The sequence below is a fragment of the Pseudomonas sp. HP_08 genome, assembly GCF_055284095.1.
Window position 1 is genome coordinate 354,700 of record NZ_JBTOQC010000023.1, and the last position, 21,366, is coordinate 376,065.

General features: G+C 60.9%; 21 protein-coding genes. 17 read left to right on the top strand and 4 right to left on the bottom strand.

Going from position 1 to position 21,366, the window contains the following annotated elements:
- Positions 1 to 35: 35 nt before the first annotated feature.
- The 16 genes from hscA to ACYAS9_RS20570 all read left to right on the top strand — a co-directional run bounded on the left by hscA (position 36) and on the right by ACYAS9_RS20570 (position 14,933).
- On the top strand, positions 36 to 1,898 hold the full coding sequence (hscA, locus tag ACYAS9_RS20495) for a Fe-S protein assembly chaperone HscA (protein ID WP_463570120.1): 1,863 nt from the start codon (positions 36 to 38) through the stop codon (positions 1,896 to 1,898).
- 3 nt (positions 1,899 to 1,901) lie between these two features.
- On the top strand, positions 1,902 to 2,243 hold the full coding sequence (gene fdx, locus ACYAS9_RS20500; RefSeq protein ID WP_459748356.1) for an ISC system 2Fe-2S type ferredoxin: 342 nt from the start codon (positions 1,902 to 1,904) through the stop codon (positions 2,241 to 2,243).
- A gap of 18 nt (positions 2,244 to 2,261) precedes the next feature.
- Positions 2,262 to 2,462: a Fe-S cluster assembly protein IscX gene (gene iscX, locus ACYAS9_RS20505; RefSeq protein WP_459748357.1), complete on the top strand. Its 201-nt coding sequence runs from the start codon at positions 2,262 to 2,264 to the stop codon at positions 2,460 to 2,462.
- 137 nt (positions 2,463 to 2,599) lie between these two features.
- Entirely contained in the window at positions 2,600 to 3,025 is a 426-nt protein-coding gene (ndk, locus tag ACYAS9_RS20510; protein ID WP_459748358.1) for a nucleoside-diphosphate kinase, read from the top strand.
- Positions 3,026 to 3,054: 29 nt separating this feature from the next.
- On the top strand, positions 3,055 to 4,197 hold the full coding sequence (rlmN, locus tag ACYAS9_RS20515) for a dual-specificity RNA methyltransferase RlmN (protein ID WP_463570121.1): 1,143 nt from the start codon (positions 3,055 to 3,057) through the stop codon (positions 4,195 to 4,197).
- Positions 4,198 to 4,229: 32 nt separating this feature from the next.
- Positions 4,230 to 4,988: a type IV pilus biogenesis/stability protein PilW gene (gene pilW, locus ACYAS9_RS20520; protein WP_463570123.1), complete on the top strand. Its 759-nt coding sequence runs from the start codon at positions 4,230 to 4,232 to the stop codon at positions 4,986 to 4,988.
- Positions 4,988 to 5,947, top strand: coding sequence for a RodZ domain-containing protein (locus ACYAS9_RS20525; RefSeq protein ID WP_463570124.1), 960 nt, complete (start codon positions 4,988 to 4,990; stop codon positions 5,945 to 5,947). Before pilW ends, ACYAS9_RS20525 begins: the two co-directional genes overlap by 1 nt.
- A gap of 3 nt (positions 5,948 to 5,950) precedes the next feature.
- Entirely contained in the window at positions 5,951 to 7,060 is a 1,110-nt protein-coding gene (ispG, locus tag ACYAS9_RS20530; protein ID WP_463570126.1) for a flavodoxin-dependent (E)-4-hydroxy-3-methylbut-2-enyl-diphosphate synthase, read from the top strand.
- Between the two features lie 22 nt (positions 7,061 to 7,082).
- Entirely contained in the window at positions 7,083 to 8,372 is a 1,290-nt protein-coding gene (hisS, locus tag ACYAS9_RS20535) for a histidine--tRNA ligase (RefSeq protein ID WP_463570128.1), read from the top strand.
- 42 nt (positions 8,373 to 8,414) lie between these two features.
- Positions 8,415 to 9,056 carry a tetratricopeptide repeat protein gene (locus ACYAS9_RS20540; protein WP_463570129.1) on the top strand — a complete coding sequence of 214 codons (642 nt, stop codon included), beginning with the start codon at positions 8,415 to 8,417 and terminating at the stop codon, positions 9,054 to 9,056.
- Positions 9,049 to 10,203 (top strand): outer membrane protein assembly factor BamB, encoded by a 1,155-nt coding sequence (bamB, locus tag ACYAS9_RS20545; protein ID WP_463570131.1) that lies wholly within the window; start codon positions 9,049 to 9,051, stop codon positions 10,201 to 10,203. The genes ACYAS9_RS20540 and bamB overlap by 8 nt, the downstream gene beginning before the upstream one ends.
- Before the next feature lie 137 nt (positions 10,204 to 10,340).
- Positions 10,341 to 11,813 carry a ribosome biogenesis GTPase Der gene (der, locus tag ACYAS9_RS20550; protein ID WP_463570133.1) on the top strand — a complete coding sequence of 491 codons (1,473 nt, stop codon included), beginning with the start codon at positions 10,341 to 10,343 and terminating at the stop codon, positions 11,811 to 11,813.
- Positions 11,814 to 12,000: 187 nt separating this feature from the next.
- Positions 12,001 to 13,149, top strand: a complete 1,149-nt coding sequence (locus tag ACYAS9_RS20555; protein ID WP_463570134.1) for a pyridoxal phosphate-dependent aminotransferase — start codon at positions 12,001 to 12,003, stop codon at positions 13,147 to 13,149.
- On the top strand, positions 13,137 to 13,928 hold the full coding sequence (locus tag ACYAS9_RS20560) for an amidohydrolase (RefSeq protein ID WP_463570135.1): 792 nt from the start codon (positions 13,137 to 13,139) through the stop codon (positions 13,926 to 13,928). Before ACYAS9_RS20555 ends, ACYAS9_RS20560 begins: the two co-directional genes overlap by 13 nt.
- A 60-nt stretch (positions 13,929 to 13,988) precedes the next feature.
- Positions 13,989 to 14,402: a hypothetical protein gene (locus tag ACYAS9_RS20565; protein WP_463570136.1), complete on the top strand. Its 414-nt coding sequence runs from the start codon at positions 13,989 to 13,991 to the stop codon at positions 14,400 to 14,402.
- A 105-nt stretch (positions 14,403 to 14,507) separates the two neighbouring features.
- Positions 14,508 to 14,933, top strand: a complete 426-nt coding sequence (locus tag ACYAS9_RS20570) for a hypothetical protein (protein ID WP_463570137.1) — start codon at positions 14,508 to 14,510, stop codon at positions 14,931 to 14,933.
- A gap of 68 nt (positions 14,934 to 15,001) precedes the next feature.
- Here ACYAS9_RS20570 and ACYAS9_RS20575 read toward each other — a convergent pair whose 3' ends face one another.
- The 4 genes from ACYAS9_RS20575 to xseA all read right to left on the bottom strand — a co-directional run bounded on the left by ACYAS9_RS20575 (position 15,002) and on the right by xseA (position 20,472).
- On the bottom strand, positions 15,002 to 15,871 hold the full coding sequence (locus ACYAS9_RS20575) for an isocitrate lyase/PEP mutase family protein (protein WP_463570138.1): 870 nt from the start codon (positions 15,869 to 15,871) through the stop codon (positions 15,002 to 15,004).
- 374 nt (positions 15,872 to 16,245) lie between these two features.
- Positions 16,246 to 17,922, bottom strand: coding sequence for a 2-isopropylmalate synthase (gene leuA / locus ACYAS9_RS20580; RefSeq protein ID WP_463570139.1), 1,677 nt, complete (start codon positions 17,920 to 17,922; stop codon positions 16,246 to 16,248).
- Positions 17,923 to 18,260: 338 nt separating this feature from the next.
- On the bottom strand, positions 18,261 to 19,085 hold the full coding sequence (locus ACYAS9_RS20585; RefSeq protein WP_463570140.1) for a peptidoglycan DD-metalloendopeptidase family protein: 825 nt from the start codon (positions 19,083 to 19,085) through the stop codon (positions 18,261 to 18,263).
- A gap of 7 nt (positions 19,086 to 19,092) precedes the next feature.
- The gene (xseA, locus tag ACYAS9_RS20590; RefSeq protein ID WP_463570141.1) at positions 19,093 to 20,472 is read right to left on the bottom strand and encodes an exodeoxyribonuclease VII large subunit; all 1,380 of its coding nucleotides are present in this window, start codon (positions 20,470 to 20,472) and stop codon (positions 19,093 to 19,095) included.
- A gap of 99 nt (positions 20,473 to 20,571) precedes the next feature.
- Here xseA and ACYAS9_RS20595 point away from each other — a divergent pair, with 99 nt between their 5' ends.
- Positions 20,572 to 21,351: a sulfite exporter TauE/SafE family protein gene (locus ACYAS9_RS20595; RefSeq protein ID WP_463570142.1), complete on the top strand. Its 780-nt coding sequence runs from the start codon at positions 20,572 to 20,574 to the stop codon at positions 21,349 to 21,351.
- Positions 21,352 to 21,366: the final 15 nt, after the last annotated feature.

The window sequence follows — 21,366 nt, forward strand, 5'->3', positions numbered from 1 at the left end:
GCCCTGGCCGTACGCCTGTGATTATTCCTAAAAGCATGGCCTTACTGCAGATCGCCGAACCCGGCCAGAGTCCTCAACCGCACCAGCGTCGTCTGGCTGTCGGTATCGACCTTGGCACCACCAATTCGCTGGTTGCTGCACTGCGCAGTGGCCTTTCCGAGCCGTTGGCCGATGAAAACGGGCAGATCATTCTGCCGTCGGCCGTGCGCTACCATGCCGATCGCGTTGAAGTCGGGCACGCCGCCAAGGCGGCTGCCTCGGTTGATCCGTTCAATACCGTGCTGTCGGTCAAGCGCCTGATGGGTCGCGGCATCGCCGACGTCAAGCAACTGGGCGAGCAACTGCCTTACCGCTTCGTCGAAGGCGAATCGCACATGCCGTTCATCGATACCGTGCAGGGCGCCAAGAGCCCGGTGCAGGTGTCGGCCGACATTCTCAAGGTGCTGCGCCTGCGTGCCGAAGCCACTCTGGGCGGCGAGCTGGTGGGTGCGGTGATTACCGTGCCGGCCTATTTCGACGATGCCCAGCGCCAGGCCACCAAAGACGCCGCGCGTCTGGCCGGCCTTAACGTCTTGCGCCTGCTCAATGAGCCGACCGCCGCGGCCGTGGCCTATGGCCTGGACCAGAACGCCGAGGGCGTGGTCGCCATTTACGACCTTGGCGGCGGCACGTTCGATATCTCGATCCTGCGCCTGACCGGCGGTGTCTTCGAAGTCCTGGCGACCGGTGGCGATACCGCGCTGGGTGGCGACGATTTCGACCATGCCATTGCGCAGTGGATTATCAGCAGCGCCGGCTTGTCCGCCGATCTTGAGCCGGCAGCACAGCGCAGCCTGCTGCACACCGCTTGTGCGGCCAAAGAGGCGCTGACCGATGCCTCGTCTGTCGAGGTGGTGCATGGTGACTGGCGTGCCGAGCTGACCCGCGAAGCCTTCAATGAACTGATCGAGCCCATGCTGGCGCGCAGCCTCAAGGCGTGCCGGCGTGCGGTGCGTGATGCCGATATCGAGATCGACGACGTCAAGGCCGTGGTCATGGTCGGCGGTTCGACCCGTGTACCGCGCGTGCGCGATGCGGTGGCCGAGCTGTTCGGTCGTCAGCCATTGACCGACATCGACCCTGACCAGGTCGTGGCGATTGGTGCAGCGATTCAGGCCGACACCCTGGCCGGCAACAAACGCGATGGCGGCGAACTGCTGCTGCTCGACGTGATCCCGTTGTCGCTGGGGCTGGAAACCATGGGTGGGCTGATGGAGAAAGTCATCGCCCGCAACACGACCATTCCGGTGGCGCGTGGCCAGGAATTCACCACTTATAAAGACGGCCAGACAGCCATGATGATTCATGTGCTGCAGGGCGAGCGTGAGCTGATCAGCGATTGCCGCTCGCTGGCGCGCTTCGAGCTGCGTGGCATTCCGCCGATGGTGGCCGGTGCGGCGAAGATCCGCGTGACGTTCCAGGTCGATGCCGACGGTCTGCTCAGCGTGGCGGCCCGTGAACTGGCGTCGGGCGTCGAGTCGAGTATCCAGGTCAAGCCGTCCTACGGGCTGACCGACGGCGAAATCGCCCGGATGCTCAAGGATTCCTTCCAGAACGCAGGGCAAGACAAGGTGGCTCGCGTACTGCGCGAGCAACAGGTCGACGCCGAGCGCCTGCTCGAAGCGGTGCAGGGCGCCCTGGAAGTTGACGGCGAGCGTCTTCTCGATGAAGAGGAACGGCTGGTCATCAACCTGCAAATGGACGAATTACGTGAACTGATGCAAGGCACCGATGGCCCGGCCATCGAGCAACAGACTCGCCGTCTGTCGCAAGTGACCGATGCATTTGCTGCAAGGCGCCTGGATTCGACGGTAAAAGCCGCACTGGCAGGACGCAACCTGAATGAGATTGAGGAATAACTGATGCCGTTGGTGACCTTTCTGCCCCATAAGGAGCATTGTCCGGACGGGATGACCGTCGAGGCAGCGCCGGGGACGACTATCCTGGATCTCGCCCACGATCATCACATCGAGATCGAAAGCGCCTGCGGTGGCGTGAGTGCCTGCACCACGTGCCATTGCATCGTGCGCAAGGGGTTCAATTCGACCGGTGAGGTCGACGAGCTCGAAGAAGACATGCTCGACAAGGCCTGGGGCCTGGAAGCGCAGTCGCGGTTGTCGTGCCAGGCCAAGGTCGGCAACGAAGACCTGACCATCGAGATTCCGAAATACTCGCTCAACCACGCCGCCGAAGCGCCGCACTGATCCCAGGAGGGGATATTCATGGGTCTCAAATGGGTTGATGTGCAGGAAATCGCGATCCAGCTGGCTGAAGCGCACCCGGATATCAATCCGCTGACGGTGAATTTCGTCAAGCTGCGCAATCTGGTGATGGCGCTGCCGGAATTCGACGATATCCCGGATCGCGGCGGGGAAAAGGTCCTCGAAGCAATCCAGGGATTGTGGATTGAAGAGGCTGACTGACCTGCACGGGCGCCTCCAGGAACTCCTTGAGGCGCCCGGACAGCCTCTGTAACGCAAGCAAGTTAGGCAATACTCTAGAACCCGCGTATAATTCGCGGGTTTAATTTTTGATTTAATCCCTGTTTCTGGAGTTTCACATGGCTGTTCAACGCACTTTCTCGATCATCAAACCTGACGCCGTTGCCAAGAACGTGATCGGCAAGATCACCACTCGCTTCGAAGACGCCGGCCTGCGCATCGTTGCTTCGAAAATCAAGCAACTGTCCAAGGCTGAAGCTGAAGGCTTCTACGCCGAGCACAGCGAGCGTGGCTTCTTCGGTGACCTGGTTGCCTTCATGACTTCCGGTCCTGTTGTGGTTCAGGTTCTGGAAGGCGAGAACGCCATTGCTCTGAACCGTGAGCTGATGGGCGCTACCAACCCTAAAGAAGCCGCTGCCGGCACCATCCGTGCTGACTTCGCCGAGTCGATCGACGCCAACGCCGTTCACGGTTCGGACTCCGAAGCTGCTGCTGCTCGCGAAATCGCTTACTTCTTCGCTGCTACCGAAGTAACTGCTCGCTAAGCTACGGCCGACGAGCAAGAGGTGAATTCATGATCGTGACGACTGGTAAAACCAACCTGCTGGGTCTGACTCAGCCGGAAATGGAAAAATTCTTCGAGTCAATCGGGGAGAAACGCTTCCGTGCCGGTCAGGTCATGAAGTGGATTCACCACTTTGGCGTCGATGATTTCGACGCCATGACCAATGTCGGCAAGGCCTTGCGCGAAAAGCTCAAGAGCTGCTCCGAGATTCGCGGCCCGGAAGTTGTCAGCGAGGACATCTCCACCGACGGCACCCGTAAGTGGGTGGTGCGCGTGGCGTCCGGCAGCTGCGTCGAGACCGTTTACATTCCCCAGGGCAAACGCGGCACATTGTGCGTTTCGTCCCAGGCAGGCTGTGCCCTGGATTGCAGTTTCTGCTCCACCGGCAAGCAAGGCTTCAATAGCAACCTCACCGCCGCCGAAGTGATCGGCCAGGTGTGGATTGCCAACAAATCCTTTGGCAGTGTTCCGGCTACCGTCGACCGTGCCATCACCAACGTGGTGATGATGGGCATGGGTGAACCGCTGCTGAACTTCGACAACGTCGTGGCCGCCATGCACTTGATGATGGACGACCTGGGCTATGGCATTTCCAAGCGTCGGGTGACTTTGTCGACCTCAGGCGTGGTGCCGATGATCGATGTGCTGGCCCAGCACATCGACGTGTCCCTGGCCCTGTCGCTGCATGCGCCCAACGATGAGTTGCGTAACAAGCTGGTGCCGATCAACAAGAAGTACCCCTTGAAAGTGCTGCTCGAGTCCTGCCGCCGCTACATGGCCACGCTGGGCGAAAAGCGCGTGCTGACCGTCGAGTACACCTTGCTCAAGGACATCAACGACCAGCCGGCGCACGCCAGCGAGATGATCGAGTTGCTCAAGGACACGCCTTGCAAGATCAACCTCATCCCGTTCAACCCGTTCCCGCATTCCGGTTACGAGCGCCCGAGCAACAATGCCATCCGGCGCTTCCAGGACATGCTGCATCAGGCCGGCTACAACGTGACTGTGCGCACCACGCGCGGTGAAGACATCGACGCGGCCTGCGGGCAGCTGGTCGGCCAGGTAATGGACCGCACGCGCCGTAGCGAACGCTACATCGCGGTTCGCGAGGTCAATGCCGAAGCCGGGCAGGGACAGCGCGCCGTCTCCTGAATCCGCCTGCGAACCTGACCGAGAGGGACCTTATGTCTGTGCGCGCTGTGTTGCTGTTGAGTTTCATCTTCCTGCTGTCAGGTTGCGTGACATCGGGCGATGTCGACCCGATGACCACCAGCAAAGGGCGTGACCAGGCAATCAAGGCCTATGTGCAACTGGCTCTGGGTTACTTTCAGCAAGGGCAGACCAAGCAGGCCAAGGTGCCGCTGAAAAAGGCCCTGGACCTCAATAGCAACGACCCGGATGCCAATGCGGCACTGGCGCTGGTCTTCCAGGCCGAGATGGAGCTGGAGCTGGCCGATCAGTACTTCCTCAAGGCAATTGCCGCCAGCAAGAACGATGCGCGTATCCTCAACAACTACGGCAGCTTCCTGTACGAACAACAGCGTTACAAGGAAGCTCACGCACGTTTTGAACAGGCAGCGGCCGACAATCTGTATCCTGAGCGCCCGCGTATCTTTGAAAGCCTGGGCATGACCGCGCAGAAACTGGGCGAGCGCGAGCAGGCGCGTGAATATTTCACCCGCGCCTTGCGTCTGGACCGCAGTCAGCCGCGCGCGTTGCTGGAAATGGCTGAGTTGTCTTACGAAGACAGGCAATATGTGCCCTCGCGCGATTACTACGAGCGCTTCAGCCAGATGAGCGAGCAGAATGCGCGTAGTCTGTTGCTCGGCATACGTCTTGCCAGGATCCACGAAGACCGTAACACCGCAGCCAGTTATGGCCTGCAGTTGAAAAGACTCTATCCCGGTACGCCGGAATATCAGCAATACCTGTCGGAGCAATGATGAAAGCGGCGCATCCCGAAGTTGTAACAGGCAATGGTATGAATCCTGGGGAAACCCTGCGCCAGGCCCGTGAGCGCCAGAACTGGTCGCTGCCTGATGTGGCGTTGAGGCTCAACCTGACCGCCAATTCTCTGAATCACCTCGAAAACGGTGCGTTCGACAAGCTGCCGGGGCACACCTTTGCCCGCGGCTATGTCCGCGCCTATGCCAAGTTGCTGGAGCTTGACCAGACAGAGCTGGTCGCCCAGTTCGACCAGTACACCGGCTCCAACGCCAAGGGCAGCGAAGTGCATGCCTTGGGCCGCATCGAAGAGCCAGTGCGCCTGTCGCACAACATTCTGCGCATCGTCAGCCTGTTGTTGCTGCTGGTGCTGGTGGGCGGCGGTTTTCTCTGGTGGCAAGACCAGGGCTCGCTGCGCGGCAAGGATGTCGCCGGGCTGAACCTTGAGCATGTCGAGGTCGAAAGCGCCGATGGCACGACCCAGATCCACCAGCTGGACGAGCCGGCGCCTGCGCCGCAAGTGACCGAGGGCACGACCTCCTCGTTGCCATTGACCCCTTCGACCCCGAGTGCAGACAACGCACCGGCTGTTCCCGAATCAACGACCTCTGCAGCGCCGGCCACCAGCACACCGCCAGTTGCCAGCGCACCGGTGGCCGCTGCGCCTTCCATACCTGCCGCTGTCACCTCAGAGCCTATCGCGCCGATCATGCCCGGTTCCGGGCAGGTCAGCGTCAAGTTCGTCGCCAACTGCTGGGCACAGGTCACCGATGCTAATGGCAAGGTTCTGGCCAGCGGTCTGAAACTAAAGGGTCAAACCCTCGACGTGACTGGCAAACCACCGCTTTCTCTGCGCCTTGGCTACGCACGCGGCGCCGAGGTCAGCTACAACGGGCAGCCTGTTGATGTGGCTCCATTTATCACTGGCGAAACCGCTCGCCTGAAACTAGGGCAATAAGTCATGCACGGCCATTCCCCCATCAAACGTCGAGAGTCGCGCAAGATCTGGGTCGGATCTGTGCCGGTCGGTGGCGATGCTCCGATTGCCGTTCAGAGCATGACCAACAGCGACACCAACGATGTTGCCGCCACTGTCGCCCAGATCAACCGGCTTGAAGCGGCTGGCGTCGACATCGTGCGCGTCTCGGTACCTGACATGGACGCTGCCGAGGCCTTCGGTCGCATCAAGCAACTGGTTAAGGTGCCGCTGGTCGCCGATATTCACTTCGATTACCGCATTGCCCTGCGCGTGGCAGAGCTGGGCGTCGACTGCCTGCGCATCAACCCTGGCAATATCGGTCGCGAAGACCGGGTCAAAGCGGTGGTCGATGCTGCACGTGATCGCGGTATCCCGATCCGCATCGGCGTCAACGCCGGTTCCCTGGAAAAGGACCTGCAGAAAAAGTACGGCGAGCCTACGCCCGAGGCGCTGGTCGAGTCGGCGCTGCGCCATGTCGAGCACCTTGATCGCCTGAACTTTCAGGACTTCAAGGTCAGCGTCAAGGCTTCGGACGTGTTCATGGCCGTCGAGGCCTACCGTCAACTGGCCCGGCAGATCACCCAGCCCTTGCACCTGGGCATCACCGAAGCCGGTGGTTTGCGTTCGGGCACAGTGAAATCTGCCGTGGGGCTGGGTATGCTGCTCGCCGAAGGGATTGGCGATACTATTCGCATCTCGCTGGCGGCCGATCCGGTTGAAGAGGTCAAGGTCGGCTACGACATCCTCAAGTCGCTGCACCTGCGTTCGCGTGGCATCAACTTCATTGCCTGCCCGAGCTGCTCGCGGCAGAACTTTGATGTGGTCAAGACCATGAACGAGCTTGAAAACCGTCTCGAGGACCTGTTGGTGCCTCTGGATGTCGCGGTGATCGGTTGTGTGGTCAACGGCCCGGGAGAAGCCAAGGAAGCCCATATCGGGCTGACCGGTGGCTCCCCGAACCTGATCTACATCGACGGCAAGCCGGCGCAGAAGCTGGGCAACGAGAATCTGGTCACCGAACTCGAGCGTCTGATTCGCGAGAAAGCGGCCGAAAAAGTTCAAGCTGACGCCTCGGTCATCGTGCGCGGCTAATCAAGATTGCTAAGGATTTTTTGTGAGTAAGTCTCTGCAAGCCATTCGTGGCATGAACGACATCCTGCCCGAGCAGACCCCGCTGTGGCGCTACTTCGAAGGCACCGTCTCGCGCCTGCTGGATAACTACGGTTACCGCCAGATCCGCATGCCGATCGTCGAGTTCACCGAGCTGTTCAAGCGCTCGATCGGCGAAGTCACCGATATCGTCGAAAAAGAGATGTACACCTTCGCCGACCGTAATGGCGACTCTCTGACCCTGCGCCCCGAAGGCACGGCGGCGTGCGTGCGTGCGGTGCTGGAGCACGGCATCACCGGCGGCGGCCAGGTCCAGAAACTGTGGTACATCGGCCCGATGTTCCGTCACGAGCGGCCGCAGAAGGGCCGCTATCGTCAGTTTCACCAGATCGGTGTCGAAGTCTTCAACCTCGATGGCCCGGACATCGACGCAGAACTGATCGTGCTGACCTGGCGCCTGTGGGGCGAGTTGGGTATCCGCGATGCGGTCAAGCTTGAACTCAACAGCCTGGGCACCAGTGAAGCCCGTGCCCGTTATCGCGATGCGCTGGTCGAGTACCTCTCCGCACGCCATGAGCAACTGGACGAAGACAGCCAGCGCCGCCTGAAAAGCAACCCGTTGCGCATCTTGGATACCAAGGATCAGGCGACCCAGGCCTTGCTGGTCGATGCGCCGAAACTGGCCGACTACCTGGACGACGAGTCGCGCATCCACTTCGACGGCCTCAAGGCGCGTCTGGACGCTGCCGGAATTCCCTACGTGATCAACCCCAAGCTGGTGCGCGGGCTGGATTACTACAGCAAGACCGTTTTCGAATGGGTCACCGACAAACTCGGCGCCCAGGGCACGGTGTGTGCCGGTGGTCGTTACGACGGTCTGGTCGAGCAAATGGGCGGCAAGCCGACGACAGGCGTCGGTTTCGCCATGGGCATCGAGCGTCTGGTGCTGTTGCTCGAAACCCTTGAGCAGGTTCCGCAAGAGATCGCACGCCAGGTCGACGTTTACCTGTGCGCCTTTGGCGAGGCGGCAGAACTGGCGGCCCTGACCCTGACCGAGCGCGTTCGTGACCAGTTGCCGAACCTGCGTTTGCAAGTCAATGCCGGTGCCGGCAGCTTCAAGAGCCAGTTCAAGAAAGCCGACAAGAGCGGCGCGCTGTATGCTCTGATCCTTGGTGAAGAAGAGCTGGCCGGCCAGCAGATTGGCGTCAAGCCGCTGCGTGGCCAGGGCGAGCAACAGAATATTGCCTGGGACGCTCTGCCCGAGCACCTGGCAGCCTGCCTGGCGCAGGCTTGAACGGTCAAATAGCCGATTTAGCGACGAATTAGGAGTATTGGGGTGTCGAGTAGCGAAGATGACGATCTGGCAGCAATGAAGGACTGGTGGCAGCGCAACGGCAAACCCCTGGTAACGGGTGGCCTGCTGGCGCTGGTAGTGGTCTTCGGCTGGCAATACTGGAAAAAATATCAAACCACCCAGGCATCCAATGCTTCGGTGCTTTACCAGCAGTTGCTGGAAACGGCCCTGACCCCGACCGGTGAAGCCGATCCTGCCCGCGTTGCCGACGTGGCCGGCAAGCTGAAGAAAGAGTACGGCGGCACCGCTTACGCGCAGTACGCCAGCCTGTTCGTCGCCAAGGTGGCCGTTGATACCGGCAAGCTCGACGATGCGGTCGCCGAACTGAAGCCGGTTGCCGACAAGCCGTCCAACCCGACGCTGGGCGAACTGGCGCGTCAGCGTCTGGCCCGCGTACTGGCTGCGCAGAACAAGGCCGAAGATGCCCTCAAGCTGCTCAATGGCGATGCCGACAAGGCGTTCCTGGCCAGCCGCGAAGAACTCAAGGGCGACCTGCTGGTGCAGTTGGGTCGTACCGATGAGGCACATGCTGCTTACCAAAAGGCCAAGACTGCACTGTCGCCAGACGCCGCAGTGGGTGGCCTGCAAATGAAGCTCGACGATCTGGCCAAAGGGGATGCGTGACGTGATTCGTTGGAAACATGCAGCATTGCTGGCCCTGGCCGTGATGGCCGTGGGTTGCAGCAGCAACAGCAAGAAAGAATTGCCGCCGGCCGAGCTGACCGACTTCAAAGAAGAAGTGGTCCTGCAAAAAGTCTGGAGCCACTCGGTCGGTGACGGCCAGGGCAAGACCTGGAACATGCTGGTTCCGGCCATCGACGGTGACCGCATCTACGCCGGCGACGTGACCGGTGAAGTGGTTGCCCTTGATCGCCTGACCGGTGACAAACTCTGGGAGAAAGACCTCGACCTGCCGGTTTCCGGCGCGGTCGGTGTGGGTTACGGCCTGCTGACCATCGGCACCGTGCGCGGTGAAGTGGTCGCGCTGGATGCGAGCACCGGCGAAGAAAAATGGCGTGCCCGCGTAAGCAGCGAAGTACTGGCACCGCCCGCCAGCAACGGTGACGTTGTGGTCGTGCAGACCCAGGACGACCGCGTCATTGGTCTGGACGCCTACACCGGTGCCCAGCGCTGGATCTACGAAAGCACGCCGGCGGTTCTGACCCTGCGTGGCACCAGTGCACCGATCGTTACCAATCGCCTGGCAATTGCCGGCCTGTCGACCGGTAAAGTCGTGGCGCTGGACATCAGCAACGGCGTACCGGTCTGGGAGCAGCGTATTGCCGTTCCGCAAGGCCGTTCGGAGCTGGAGCGCGTGGTCGACATCGACGGCGGCCTGCTGCTGTCCGGTAGCACCCTGTATGTCGCCAGCTATCAGGGCCGCGTTGCCGGTCTTGATCTGGATAGCGGCCGCGTACAGTGGCAGCGTGATGCATCGAGCTATGCCGGTGTGGCCCAGGGTTTCGGTAGCGTCTACGTGAGCCTGGCGTCCGGCACGGTCGAAGGCGTCGACGAGCGTTCGTCTTCTGCGCTGTGGAGCAACGAGTCGCTGGCTCGCCGTCAACTGAGCGCGCCTGAAGTGTTTTCCAGCTATGTGGCTGTAGGTGACTTCGAAGGTTATCTACACTTGCTCAGCCAGGTCGACGGTCGCTTTGTAGCCCGTGAACGTATCGACAGCGACGGCCTGCGGGCTCGCCCGCTGGTGGTCGGCGACATGATTTACGTGTATGGCAACAGTGGCAAACTCGAAGCCCTGACCATCAAGCAATGATTGTCCAAGGCCTGGGCTGATCGCCCCGGCCTGCCTTGCTTGCGCAAGGCAGCAGTGCCCTCGGGGACTGTTTCGCACTCTGGCCGCTGCCCCGCAGCGGCTTTTGTATTTTCTGAAATAACGCAGTGGAGAGCCGCATGGTTCCCGTAATCGCCCTGGTGGGCCGACCGAACGTCGGCAAGTCCACCATGTTCAACCGCCTGACCAGGTCTCGGGACGCCATTGTTGGCGACCTGTCCGGTCTGACCCGTGATCGCCAATACGGAGAGGCGAAATGGCAGGGGCACTCTTACATCCTGATCGACACCGGCGGTATCTCCGGTGACGAGCATGGCATGGATGAAAAGATGGCCGAGCAGTCGCTGATGGCCATCGAAGAAGCCGATGTCGTCCTGTTTCTGGTAGATGCCAAGGCAGGCTACACCGCTGCCGACCAGATGATTGGCGAGCACTTGCGCAAGCGCAACAAGCGCAGCTTCGTGATTGCCAACAAGATCGACAACATCGACGAACACCTGGCGCGTGCCGAATTCAGCCCTATGGGTCTGGGCGACGCGATTCCGGTGGCTGGCGCTCACGGGCGCGGCATCACCCAGATGCTCGATTTCGTGCTCAAGGACCTGGAATGGGACGAGCAGGAAGTCGAAGATCCTGAAGGTGTCGAAGACGTCGCCGAAGGCGAGGAAGCCAAGCGCATTCCGGGCCCGAGCGAGAAAGATGGCATCAAGATCGCCATCATCGGTCGCCCGAACGTCGGCAAGTCGACCCTGGTCAACCGCATGCTCGGTGAAGACCGGGTGATCGTCTATGACCAGCCAGGCACCACGCGCGACAGCATCTACATCCCGTTCGAGCGCAACGAAGAGAAGTACACCCTGATCGACACGGCAGGTGTGCGCAAGCGCGGCAAGATCCACGAGGAAGTCGAAAAGTTCTCGGTGGTCAAAACCCTGCAGGCCATCAAGGACGCCAACGTGGTGATCTTCGTGATGGACTCGCGCGAAGGCGTGGTCGACCACGACCTGAACCTGCTGGGCTTTGCCCTGGAATCCGGGCGTGCTCTGGTTATTGCCCTGAACAAATGGGACGGCATGACGCCGGGTGAGCGCGATTTCGTCAAGATCGAGTTGCAGCGCCGCTTGTTCTTCGTCGACTTTGCCGACATCCACTTCATCTCGGCACTGCACGGCACCGGCGTGGGCAACCTGTACAAGTCGGTACAGAACGCTTTCGCCTCGGCCGTGACCCGCTGGCCGACCAGCCGCCTGACGCAGATTCTCGAAGACGCTGTCAGCGACCACGCACCGCCCATGGTCAACAACCGCCGCATCAAGCTGCGCTATGCCCACCTGGGTGGCGCCAACCCGCCGATCATCGTGATCCACGGTAACCAGGTCGATGCGGTGCCCAAGTCGTATGTGCGCTACCTTGAAAACACCTATCGCCGGGTGCTGAAACTGGTCGGTACGCCGATCCGTATCGAGTTCAAGGGCGGCGAAAACCCGTACGAAGGCAACAAGAACACCCTGACCGACCGCCAGGTCAACAAGAAGCGCCGCCTGATGTCGCACCACAAGAAAGCCGACAAAAAGCGCCGCGACAAAAGGTAGGTAGGAGCGCGCTTGCCCGCGACTGGGCGCGCAGCGGCCATAAAAATTTATGAGCCGCTAAAATTTACGACTGCTACGCAGCCGGTCGCGGTGGTCCGGCATTCTGGCAAGCGCCCTCCTACTGGCTTGCAACTTACCGCTAAAGTTGTAGGGTTAGCCCCAAGGCTTTCCCTACAGCAGGCGTCCAATGATCGACAGCAAACTGCCCAACGTGGGCACTACTATTTTCACCGTGATGTCGCAACTCGCCGCTGAAACCGGGGCGATCAACCTGTCTCAGGGTTTTCCCGATTTCGATGGTCCACAGGCGTTGCGCGATGCGCTCGGGCGGCATGTCCGCGAAGGCCGCAACCAGTATTCCCCCATGACCGGCCTGCCGGCCTTGCGTCAGCAAGTGGCGGCCAAGATCGCCCGCAGCTATGGCGTTCAGGTCAATCCCGATACAGAAATCACCATCACGCCCGGTGCCACCCAAGGCATCTTTTGCGCCGTGCAGGCGCTGATTCGTCCCGGTGATGAAGTCATCGTTTTCGACCCTTGCTACGACAGCTATGAGCCTTCCGTGGAGCTGGCCGGTGGCCGCTGCGTGCATGTGCAACTCGATGCGCAGGATTTCTCTATCGACTGGCAGAAGCTCAGTGATGCCTTGAGCCCGCGTACCCGGCTGATCATCCTCAATTCACCGCACAACCCGTGTGGTGCCTTGCTCAGCCGCGCCGAGCTGGACCGCCTGGCGGCGCTGATCGCCGAGCGCGATATCTACCTGATCAGTGACGAGGTCTACGAGCATCTGGTCTTCGATGGCCGCCAACACGTCAGCGTGCTGGCCCACGAAGAGTTGTATGCACGGGCTTTCGTGGTCAGTTCGTTTGGCAAGACCTACCATGTCACCGGCTGGAAAACCGGCTATGTGGTGGCGCCACCGGCCTTGACCGCCGAATTGCGCAAGGTGCACCAGTACGTCAGCTTCTGCGGTGTTACGCCTTTGCAGTACGCATTGGCCGACTTCATGGCCGAACACCCGGAGCATGTCGAAGAGCTGCCGGCGTTTTATCAGGCCAAGCGCGACTTTTTCTGCGAGCAGCTGGCCGCTTCGCGTTTCAGCTTCCAGCCTGTAGGCGGGACGTATTTCCAGCTGGTGGATTACTCGCAGATTCGCCCCGATCTCAACGATGTCGACATGGCCTTGTGGATGACCCGCGAGCATGGCGTGGCGAGTATTCCGGTGTCGGTGTTCTACCAGAGCCCGCCTGAGGGCCAGCGCCTGATCCGCCTGTGTTTCGCCAAACGCGAGGAGACGCTGCGCCAGGCAGCGGAAAAACTATGCGCGATTTGAGTACCTTGCCGTCGCTGGACATCGCCTTGATCCAGACCACGCTGGCCTGGCATGACCCGCAGGCCAATCTGGAACACTTCCAGGCCTTGCTCGATCAGGCGCAATCGGCCGATCTGGTGATCCTGCCGGAAATGTTCACCACCGGCTTCACCATGGACTCGCTCAGCCAGGCCGAGGAAGAGGGCGGCCCGGCCGCACAATGGCTGCTGGCCCAGGCCCGGCGCTTGCAGACGGTGATCACCGGCAGTGTGATCGTGCGCGCCGCCGACGGCAGCCATCGCAACCGGCTGTTGTGGGCGCGACCTGACGGTGAGTTGCTGCACTACGACAAGCGCCATCTGTTTCGTATGGCGGGCGAGCACGAGCATTTCAGCCCCGGCGAGCGGCAAGTGACATTCGAGCTCAAGGGCTGGCGGATTCGCCCGCTGATCTGCTACGACCTGCGCTTTCCGGTGTGGAGCCGTGATGCCAAGGACACCGATCTGTTGCTCTACACCGCCAACTGGCCCGGCGCCCGGCGCTTGCACTGGAACCGCTTGTTGCCGGCCCGCGCCATCGAGAACCTGTGTTATGTAGCGGCGGTCAACCGTATCGGCACCGACGGCAAGGGCCTGGCCTATACCGGCGACAGCCAGGTCCTGGATTTCCAGGGTGAAAGCCTGTTCAACGCAGGCGAGGCCGATGGCGTGTTCCGGGTAACGCTGGATGCCAGCGAGCTTGCCGCCTATCGCGCACGCTTTCCGGCGTCACTGGATGCCGATAGCTTTAACATTCAGTAACAGGTATGTAGTTTTTTGTGTGTCGGCCGATACAGTCGGCACACCTGAAAGGAGTTCGTCATGACGACCATCAATACCAGTTCGCTGAGCAACTACAGCAGCGCTTTTGCCGTGGCGGTCAAGAAGCCCGAAGCGGCCCAGACCGATGAGACCAAGACCTCCGAAGCGACCAGCGTCAGCGCCGACCTGAGCGGCGCCAAGGTTGGTGGCGCCAGCAATAGCAAGAGCACGGCGTCGACGCCGACGGAAGAAATGATCGAGCAGATCAAGAAGCAGATCGAGCAGACCGAAAAACAGCTCGAACAACAAAGAGCGCAGCTGGCAGCCGTGCAAAGCAGCAAGGCCGATGAGCAGACCAAGCTTCAGCAGGCCATGGCGATTCAAACGCAGATCGCCGCCACCAGCGCCAGCTTGCAGACCTTGCAGGGCAGCCTGCTGCAACTGATCGGTGGCAGCATCAATACCACCGCCTGATTCGAGCGGCGATTGTCTCTGCACTGATACGCGGTGGCTACAAAGTCATGCTGTTTTCACCTGTGCCCGGGCCGATAAAGAGTCCGGGCTAACAGGAGTTCCACCATGACCACGATCAATACCAGTTCACTCAGTACTTACAGCGCCTCATTCTCGGTTACCACCAAGAGCCAGACCGAACAAGCCAGCGCGTCGAGCGACACCGAAGCCAGCAGCACCACCGCCGTGTCGCTGGACGGCGCCAAGGCTGGTTCTGCAACTGGAGCTGCCGGCGGATCTTCCGGTACCTTGTCGTCTACCGAGCAGGCGATCGAGGAGCTTGAAGAGCAAATCGAGGAAGCCGAGAAGCAGCTGCAGCAACAACAGCAGCAACTGGCCGCCGCACAGAACGGCAAGGGCACCGAAGAAGAGAAGGCGGCACAGGTCGCTGCCATTCAGGCACAGATCTCGACCTACAGTGCTCAGGTGCAGACTTTGCAGGCTTCGTTGCTGCAACTGCAGACCCAAGGCAGCGTGAACACCACGGCCTGAGCAAAAGTCTGCGCATGAAAAAGCCCCCGGCTCTGTACAGAACCGGGGGCTTTTTGTTGGTGTAGCGGTTACTCGTTCACGTTCATGAACTTGCGCGCCCACTGCACATAGTCTTCAGGCTGGGTGTAGGTGTGAGTCAGCTCGGTGGCGCTCATTTCCGAGGTGCTGCAGGTAATCTGCCGCTGCGCACGCAGGCTGTCGTAAGTGGCCTTGATCGCGGCGAAATAGGCGCCATGGCCGTCTACGCAAACCCGTACGCCCATTTCAGCCAGGCGCTGGTTGTCGAGCAGCTCAGGGTTGCCGTAGGTCACCAGCATCAGCGGTACAGTCACGCCTTCGGAGATCTGCGCCAGGTGCTCGAAATCACGTACGCCGACAATCGTGATGCCGTCCACGCCGGTGGCCTGGTATTGCTGCATGCGATCGATGGTTTCGCTGACCGGCAGAATAGTCGCGTTGGTACGGGCAAAGATCGACAGTTCGCTGTCGCTGCGGGCTTCCAGGGCGGCGCGCATTTTGCCCACGCCTTCATCGACCGGAATCAGGTCGGTCGACTTGCGGCCAAACTGGGCCGGCAACAGGGTGTCTTCGATGGTCAGTGCCGAGACGCCTGCGCGCTCCAGTTCCACGACAGTGCGCATGACGTTCAGGGCGTTGCCATAACCGTGGTCGGCATCGGCAATGAACGGCAGTTCGGCGACGCGGCCGATGCGAGTGGCTTGCTCTGCGAATTCGCTCAGGGTAATCAGGGCAAAGTCTGGCGCGGCCAGTACTTGTAGCGATGCAACGGAGCCGCCAAGGATGCCGACCTCAAAACCCAGGTCGGCCGCGATGCGGGCGGACATGGGGTCAAATACCGAGGCGGTGCGGTAGCAGGAACTGGAAGAGGTCAGTGCGCGAAAATTACGGCGCAGAGCTTGATGGGAAGCCTTGGGCATAGTCGCTCCGTAGAGGGCAGGGTCAGCCCGGCACGGCCGCGGCTGATGGTTTTTCAATATACGGCAGGTCGCTCCGTGCAGGATTCTCGGCAGAAAATCGTTGCGCTAGTCATCGAAGTGTCGGAAGTGAAGTACAGCGAAGAGGCGAGGCGCAAGCCGGATACGATGACGCGAAAAGGTCATGTGGCTCGCAAGCACAGGTGCCTGAATCGTTTAAGGTCGCAATGCTATCACAGCGTTTTTACGCTGCCTTATGCCGAATCTGCCGGGGGTATGCGGGAAATGCAAGATGCACAAAGATGGGGCGTTATTGCCCCGGCGTCTTCGCCCTTTGCACTGTAGGAGTGCAAAAAGGGCGAAGAGCAGGGCGGGAATCAGGCAGCAGCAGCCTTGCCTGGCGCGACGCTCAGCGAACGGTTCAGGGCGCTGAACAGGGCGCGGAAGCTGGCCGTGGTGATGTTTTCATCGATGCCCACGCCGTGTACGGCACGCTCGCCATTGACGCGCAGCTCGATGTAGGCCGCTGCCTTGGCCGTGGTGCCGGCACCGATGGCATGCTCGTTGTAGTCCATGATCTCGACCGCGACCGGCAGGCTGGACACCAGCGCTTCCAGTGCGCCATTACCCTTGCCCTTCCAGCGTTGCGTCTCGTCGTTGACGTTGACTTCGGCGTCGACGTTGCTGGTGTTGTTCTCTTCTTGCAGGCGATGGCTGATCAGCGCGTAAGGCTTGTTGGCTTGCAAGTATTCACGCTTGAACAGCGCGTAGATCTGCTGCGCGGTCATCTCCAGGCCCAGGCGATCGGTTTCGCCCTGAACCACCTGGCTGAACTCGATCTGCATGCGGCGTGGCAGCGAAATACCGTATTCCTGCTCCAGCAAGTAAGTGATGCCGCCTTTGCCCGACTGGCTGTTGACGCGAATCACCGCCTCGTAGCTACGGCCGATGTCGGCAGGGTCGATCGGCAGGTACGGCACTTCCCACAGCGCGTCAGCTTTTTGCTGGGTGAAACCCTTGCGGATGGCATCCTGGTGCGAGCCGGAGAACGCGGTATGAACCAGGTCGCCGACGTACGGGTGACGTGGATGCACCGGAATCTGGTTGCACTCTTCGACCACCTTGCGGATGCCGTCGATGTCCGAGAAGTCCAGCTCAGGGTGTACGCCCTGGGTGTAGAGGTTCAGGCCCAGGGTCACCAGGTCGACGTTACCGGTACGCTCGCCGTTGCCGAACAGGCAGCCTTCGACACGGTCGGCGCCAGCCATCAGGCCCAGCTCGGTAGCGGCGACACCGGTGCCACGGTCGTTGTGGGTGTGCAGGCTGATGATCACGCTGTCACGACGGTTGATGTGGCGACCGAACCATTCGATCTGGTCGGCATAAATATTCGGCGTCGACACTTCGACCGTGGCCGGCAGGTTGAGGATGACTTTGTGCTCGGGGGTCGGATTCCAGACCTCGATCACGGCGTCACAGACTTCCTTGGCGAATTCCAGCTCGGTAGCGCTGAAGGTTTCCGGCGAGTACTGGAACGTCCACTGGGTCTCAGGCTGCTGGGCGGCATACTTGACGAACAGCTTGGCCGCATTGACCGCGATGTCCTTGACGCCTTGCTTGTCCTGGTTGAAGACAATGCGGCGGAACGACGGGCTGGTGGCGTTGTACAGGTGGACGATGGCCTTCTTGGCGCCACGCAGCGATTCGAAGGTCCGCGCGATCAGGTCTTCACGCGCCTGGGTCAGCACCTGAATGGTGGTGTCTTCCGGGATGTGATTGTCTTCGATCAGGGTGCGTACGAAGTCGAAGTCGGTCTGCGAGGCGGACGGAAACGACGCTTCGATTTCCTTGACGCCGATGCTGACCAGGGTCTTCCAGAAACGCAGCTTCTTGACCGCGTCCATCGGCTCGATCAGCGACTGGTTGCCGTCGCGCAAGTCCGAGCTGCACCAGATCGGCGCTGCAGTGATGGACTTCGAAGGCCAGGTGCGATCCGGCAAGTCAATGGTCGCGAAGGCACGGTACTTCTTCGAAGGGTCTTTGAGCATGGTCATCGGGCTAATCCTTTTGTTCTGAATGGGCCGTGATAGAGGCGGCCAACCATTTGCAAGCGGTAGAGGGGGCGAGGCGACGCGATCTAGCCTGGCAGTCGGGCGCTGACCAGGTCGAGGCAGGCGTGCTGGCGCAACAAGATGAGGGTGTGAGAGGTTTTCATGTCGCCAACCGTACTCATTGGGGTAAATATTGGCAAGCGCTTGCGAAAAATTGATAGAAATCTTCTGCAATGCTTATGTGCCGGGATTTTGTGGCGCTGTTTTCTTGTAAAACGAATTTTTATTGCTGGCTGTTCCGCGAGGGCGCAAGTGAAGGCACCCTCATCGGAAAACGACGATCAGGGCTCGAACGCGCCAATAAAGATTGCCGGGTCCACCCGTGCATCATTGAGGCTGACATTCCAGTGCATGTGCGGGCCTGTTGCACGGCCGGTGGCGCCGACCTTGCCGACCACGCCGCCGCGTGCCACGGCATCGCCAACCTTTACGTCGATCTTCGACAGGTGGCAGAACATGCTGATAAAGCCCTGACCGTGGTCGACAAAGACCGTCTGGCCATTGAAGAAGTAATCGCCGGTCAGGATCACTTTGCCGGCCGCCGGGGACTTGATCGGCGTACCGGCTGGCACGGCAAAGTCCAGGCCCGAGTGTGGGTTACGCTCTTCACCATTAAAGAAGCGGCGTACACCGAAGCGGCTCGACAGCGGGCCGTTGACCGGCTTGTCGAGAATCAGGTTGCTCGGTGTGCCGGGGCTGAAGCTGCGGTAAGCCTTGAGTTGCTCGGCCAGTTCACGTTCGTAACGCTTGGTCTGCTCGGCGTCGGGCGTGACCTGGCTTTGATTCTTCAGGGTGATGCGCTGCTCTTTGTATTTCTTGCTGCCCACGGTGAAGGCTAGCGTGCGACCGCCGCTGAGCACTTGCTGGTTGCCCGGCTTGACCGTCAGCGGGATGCCGACAATCGCCAGCCAGCGCGTGCCTTGTTCATTGACCACCAGCACCGGCTTGCCCTGGTACGTGGCTTTGGGCGCCTGGGCTGCGCTGCCCAGATCAATGACGGCAACGCCGCCGGGCACCGGCTTGTTCAGGGTGCGGGTGATAAAGCTGTCGGCGTAGGCGGGCAGGCTTAACAGCAAAGCGAGCAGCGGTGCGATAACACGTAGCATTGGCAGGTCAATCCAGAAGAGAAAGGGTCACGGGCGTCAGGTGGTTGTCTTCGACACGCACCTGCAATTCGCCTTCGCTGAGGCGAGCCGTCAGACGCTGGCCGGTGTGGGTTTGTTCAGCGCGGCGCACGGCCTGGCCACGTTCGTCGAGCAGGATGCTGTAGCCACGGCCCAGCGTGGCCAGCGGGCTGACCACATGCAGGGTTTGCACCTGGTTTTGCAAATGCAGGCGACGGGTCTTGATCTGTTCACGTATCGCGCGCGGCAAACGTTCGGCGAGGCTGTCGAGGCGCTGGCGCAGGAACGCCAGGGTGCGGCCCGGATGCTGTGCGGCCAGCCGGCTTTGCAGGTGGGTCATCTGCGTTTCGCGCTTGCGCATGCTGTGCTCGAAGGCCCGGCGCAGGCGCATGTCGAGGTCGTCGAGGCGTTGGGCCTGCTGGCGCAGACGCTCGCCGGGATGGCGCAGACGCCGCGCCAGACCGTCGAGCCGGAGCTGGTCGCGCATCAGTTTTTCACGCAGGCGGCTGACCAGCCGACGTTGCAGGTTCTCGACCTGGCGGTGCAGATCGCTGGAATCCGGGGCCAGCAACTCGGCGGCGGCCGAGGGCGTCGGGGCGCGGACATCGGCAACGAAGTCGCTGATCGACACATCGGTCTCATGGCCCACGGCGCTGACGATCGGCGTAACGCAGGCATCAATGGCCCGCGCCACGGCTTCTTCGTTAAAGCACCACAAGTCTTCCAGCGAACCGCCGCCACGGGCGAGGATCAAGGCATCGAAGCCCTGGCGGTCGGCCAGTTGCAGCGCGCGGACGATCTGGTTGATGGCTTCGCGGCCCTGCACGGCGGTAGGGATCAAGGTCAGCTCGACCTGTGGTGCGCGGCGGCGAAACACGCTGATGATGTCGCGGATCACCGCGCCCGTCGGCGAGCTGACAATACCGATGCGGCGTGGGTGCAAGGGCAGGGTGACCTTGCGATCGGCGCTGAACAGGCCTTCTTCGCTGAGTTTGGTTTTCAGTGCTTCGAAGGCCAGGCGCAGCGCGCCATCACCGGCAGGCTCCAGCGTATCGAGGATCAACTGATAGTCGCCACGACCCTCGTACAGCGACACCTTGCCGCGCACCTTGACCTGAAGGCCGTCCTTGAGCGCCTGACGCACACGGGCGGCGTTCTGGCGAAACAGCGCGCAACGCACCTGGGCGCCAGAGTCCTTGAGCGTGAAGTACACATGGCCGGAGGCCGGGCGCGAGAGATTGGAGATCTCGCCCTCGACCCAGATGCTGCTGAACACATCCTCCAGCAACACCCGGGCGCGGCCGTTGAGCTGGCTGACAGTAAGGACTTCCCGGTCCAGGCCGAGTCTTGCAAAAGGGTCTTTGATCATGCCGGGCATCATAAAGCGATTTGCCGCCCGGCCACCACTGGTGGTTTTGTCGTGCATGGCTTTATATACGCGCACAAAAAAGCATTCAGGGAGGATGGTGTGGTCATCGAACAAGCACTGCAATGGTTTGCACAACTGGGCTTTACGCCGCTGGACTGGCTATGGATCGAACTGGCTGTGGTCGGCGCCTATATCGTCTTCGGTATCGCCGGCTTTGGCACCGCACTGGTGGCAGGTCCCATCCTGATTCACTTCATGCCGCTGTCACGGATCATTCCCTTGCTGGTCATGCTCGATTTCATCGCCGCACTGGGCAACCTGCTACCGGCGCGGCACGCGGTGGTCAAGGCGGAACTGCTGCGCTTGCTGCCCTTTATGGCGGTGGGTTGCACGTTGGGCGTAGTGTTTCTGCTTAATCTGAAGTCCGATGTGCTGCTGTTGCTGATGGGCCTGTTCGTGACTGCCTATGCGCTGTATAGCCTGGCGGTGAAAGTACGGCCCAGCCAGCTGGCGCCGGGCTGGGCGGTGCCAGCGGGCACGGTCGGCGGCCTGTTCGGGGCGCTGTTCGGCAGTGGCGGCTTTCTGTATGCGATCTATCTCAATGGCCGGCTGAGCTCCAAGGAGCAGGCGCGGGCCACGCAGGGCGCCTTGATCAGTTGCAGTACCGTCGTGCGCCTGAGCTTGTTCGTGATTGCCGGCGTGTATGCCGAAATCCCGCTGCTGGTGCTGGCGGCGTGTCTATTGCCAGCGATGCTGATCGGCTCGTGGATCGGTCGTCGAGTGACCATGAAGCTGTCGCGGGAAGCGTTTGTCAGGTTCATCACCTGGCTGGTGCTGGTCAGTGGCATCGCCCTGATCGTGCGCTACTTCAGCGGATGACGCTTGACCTGTGCC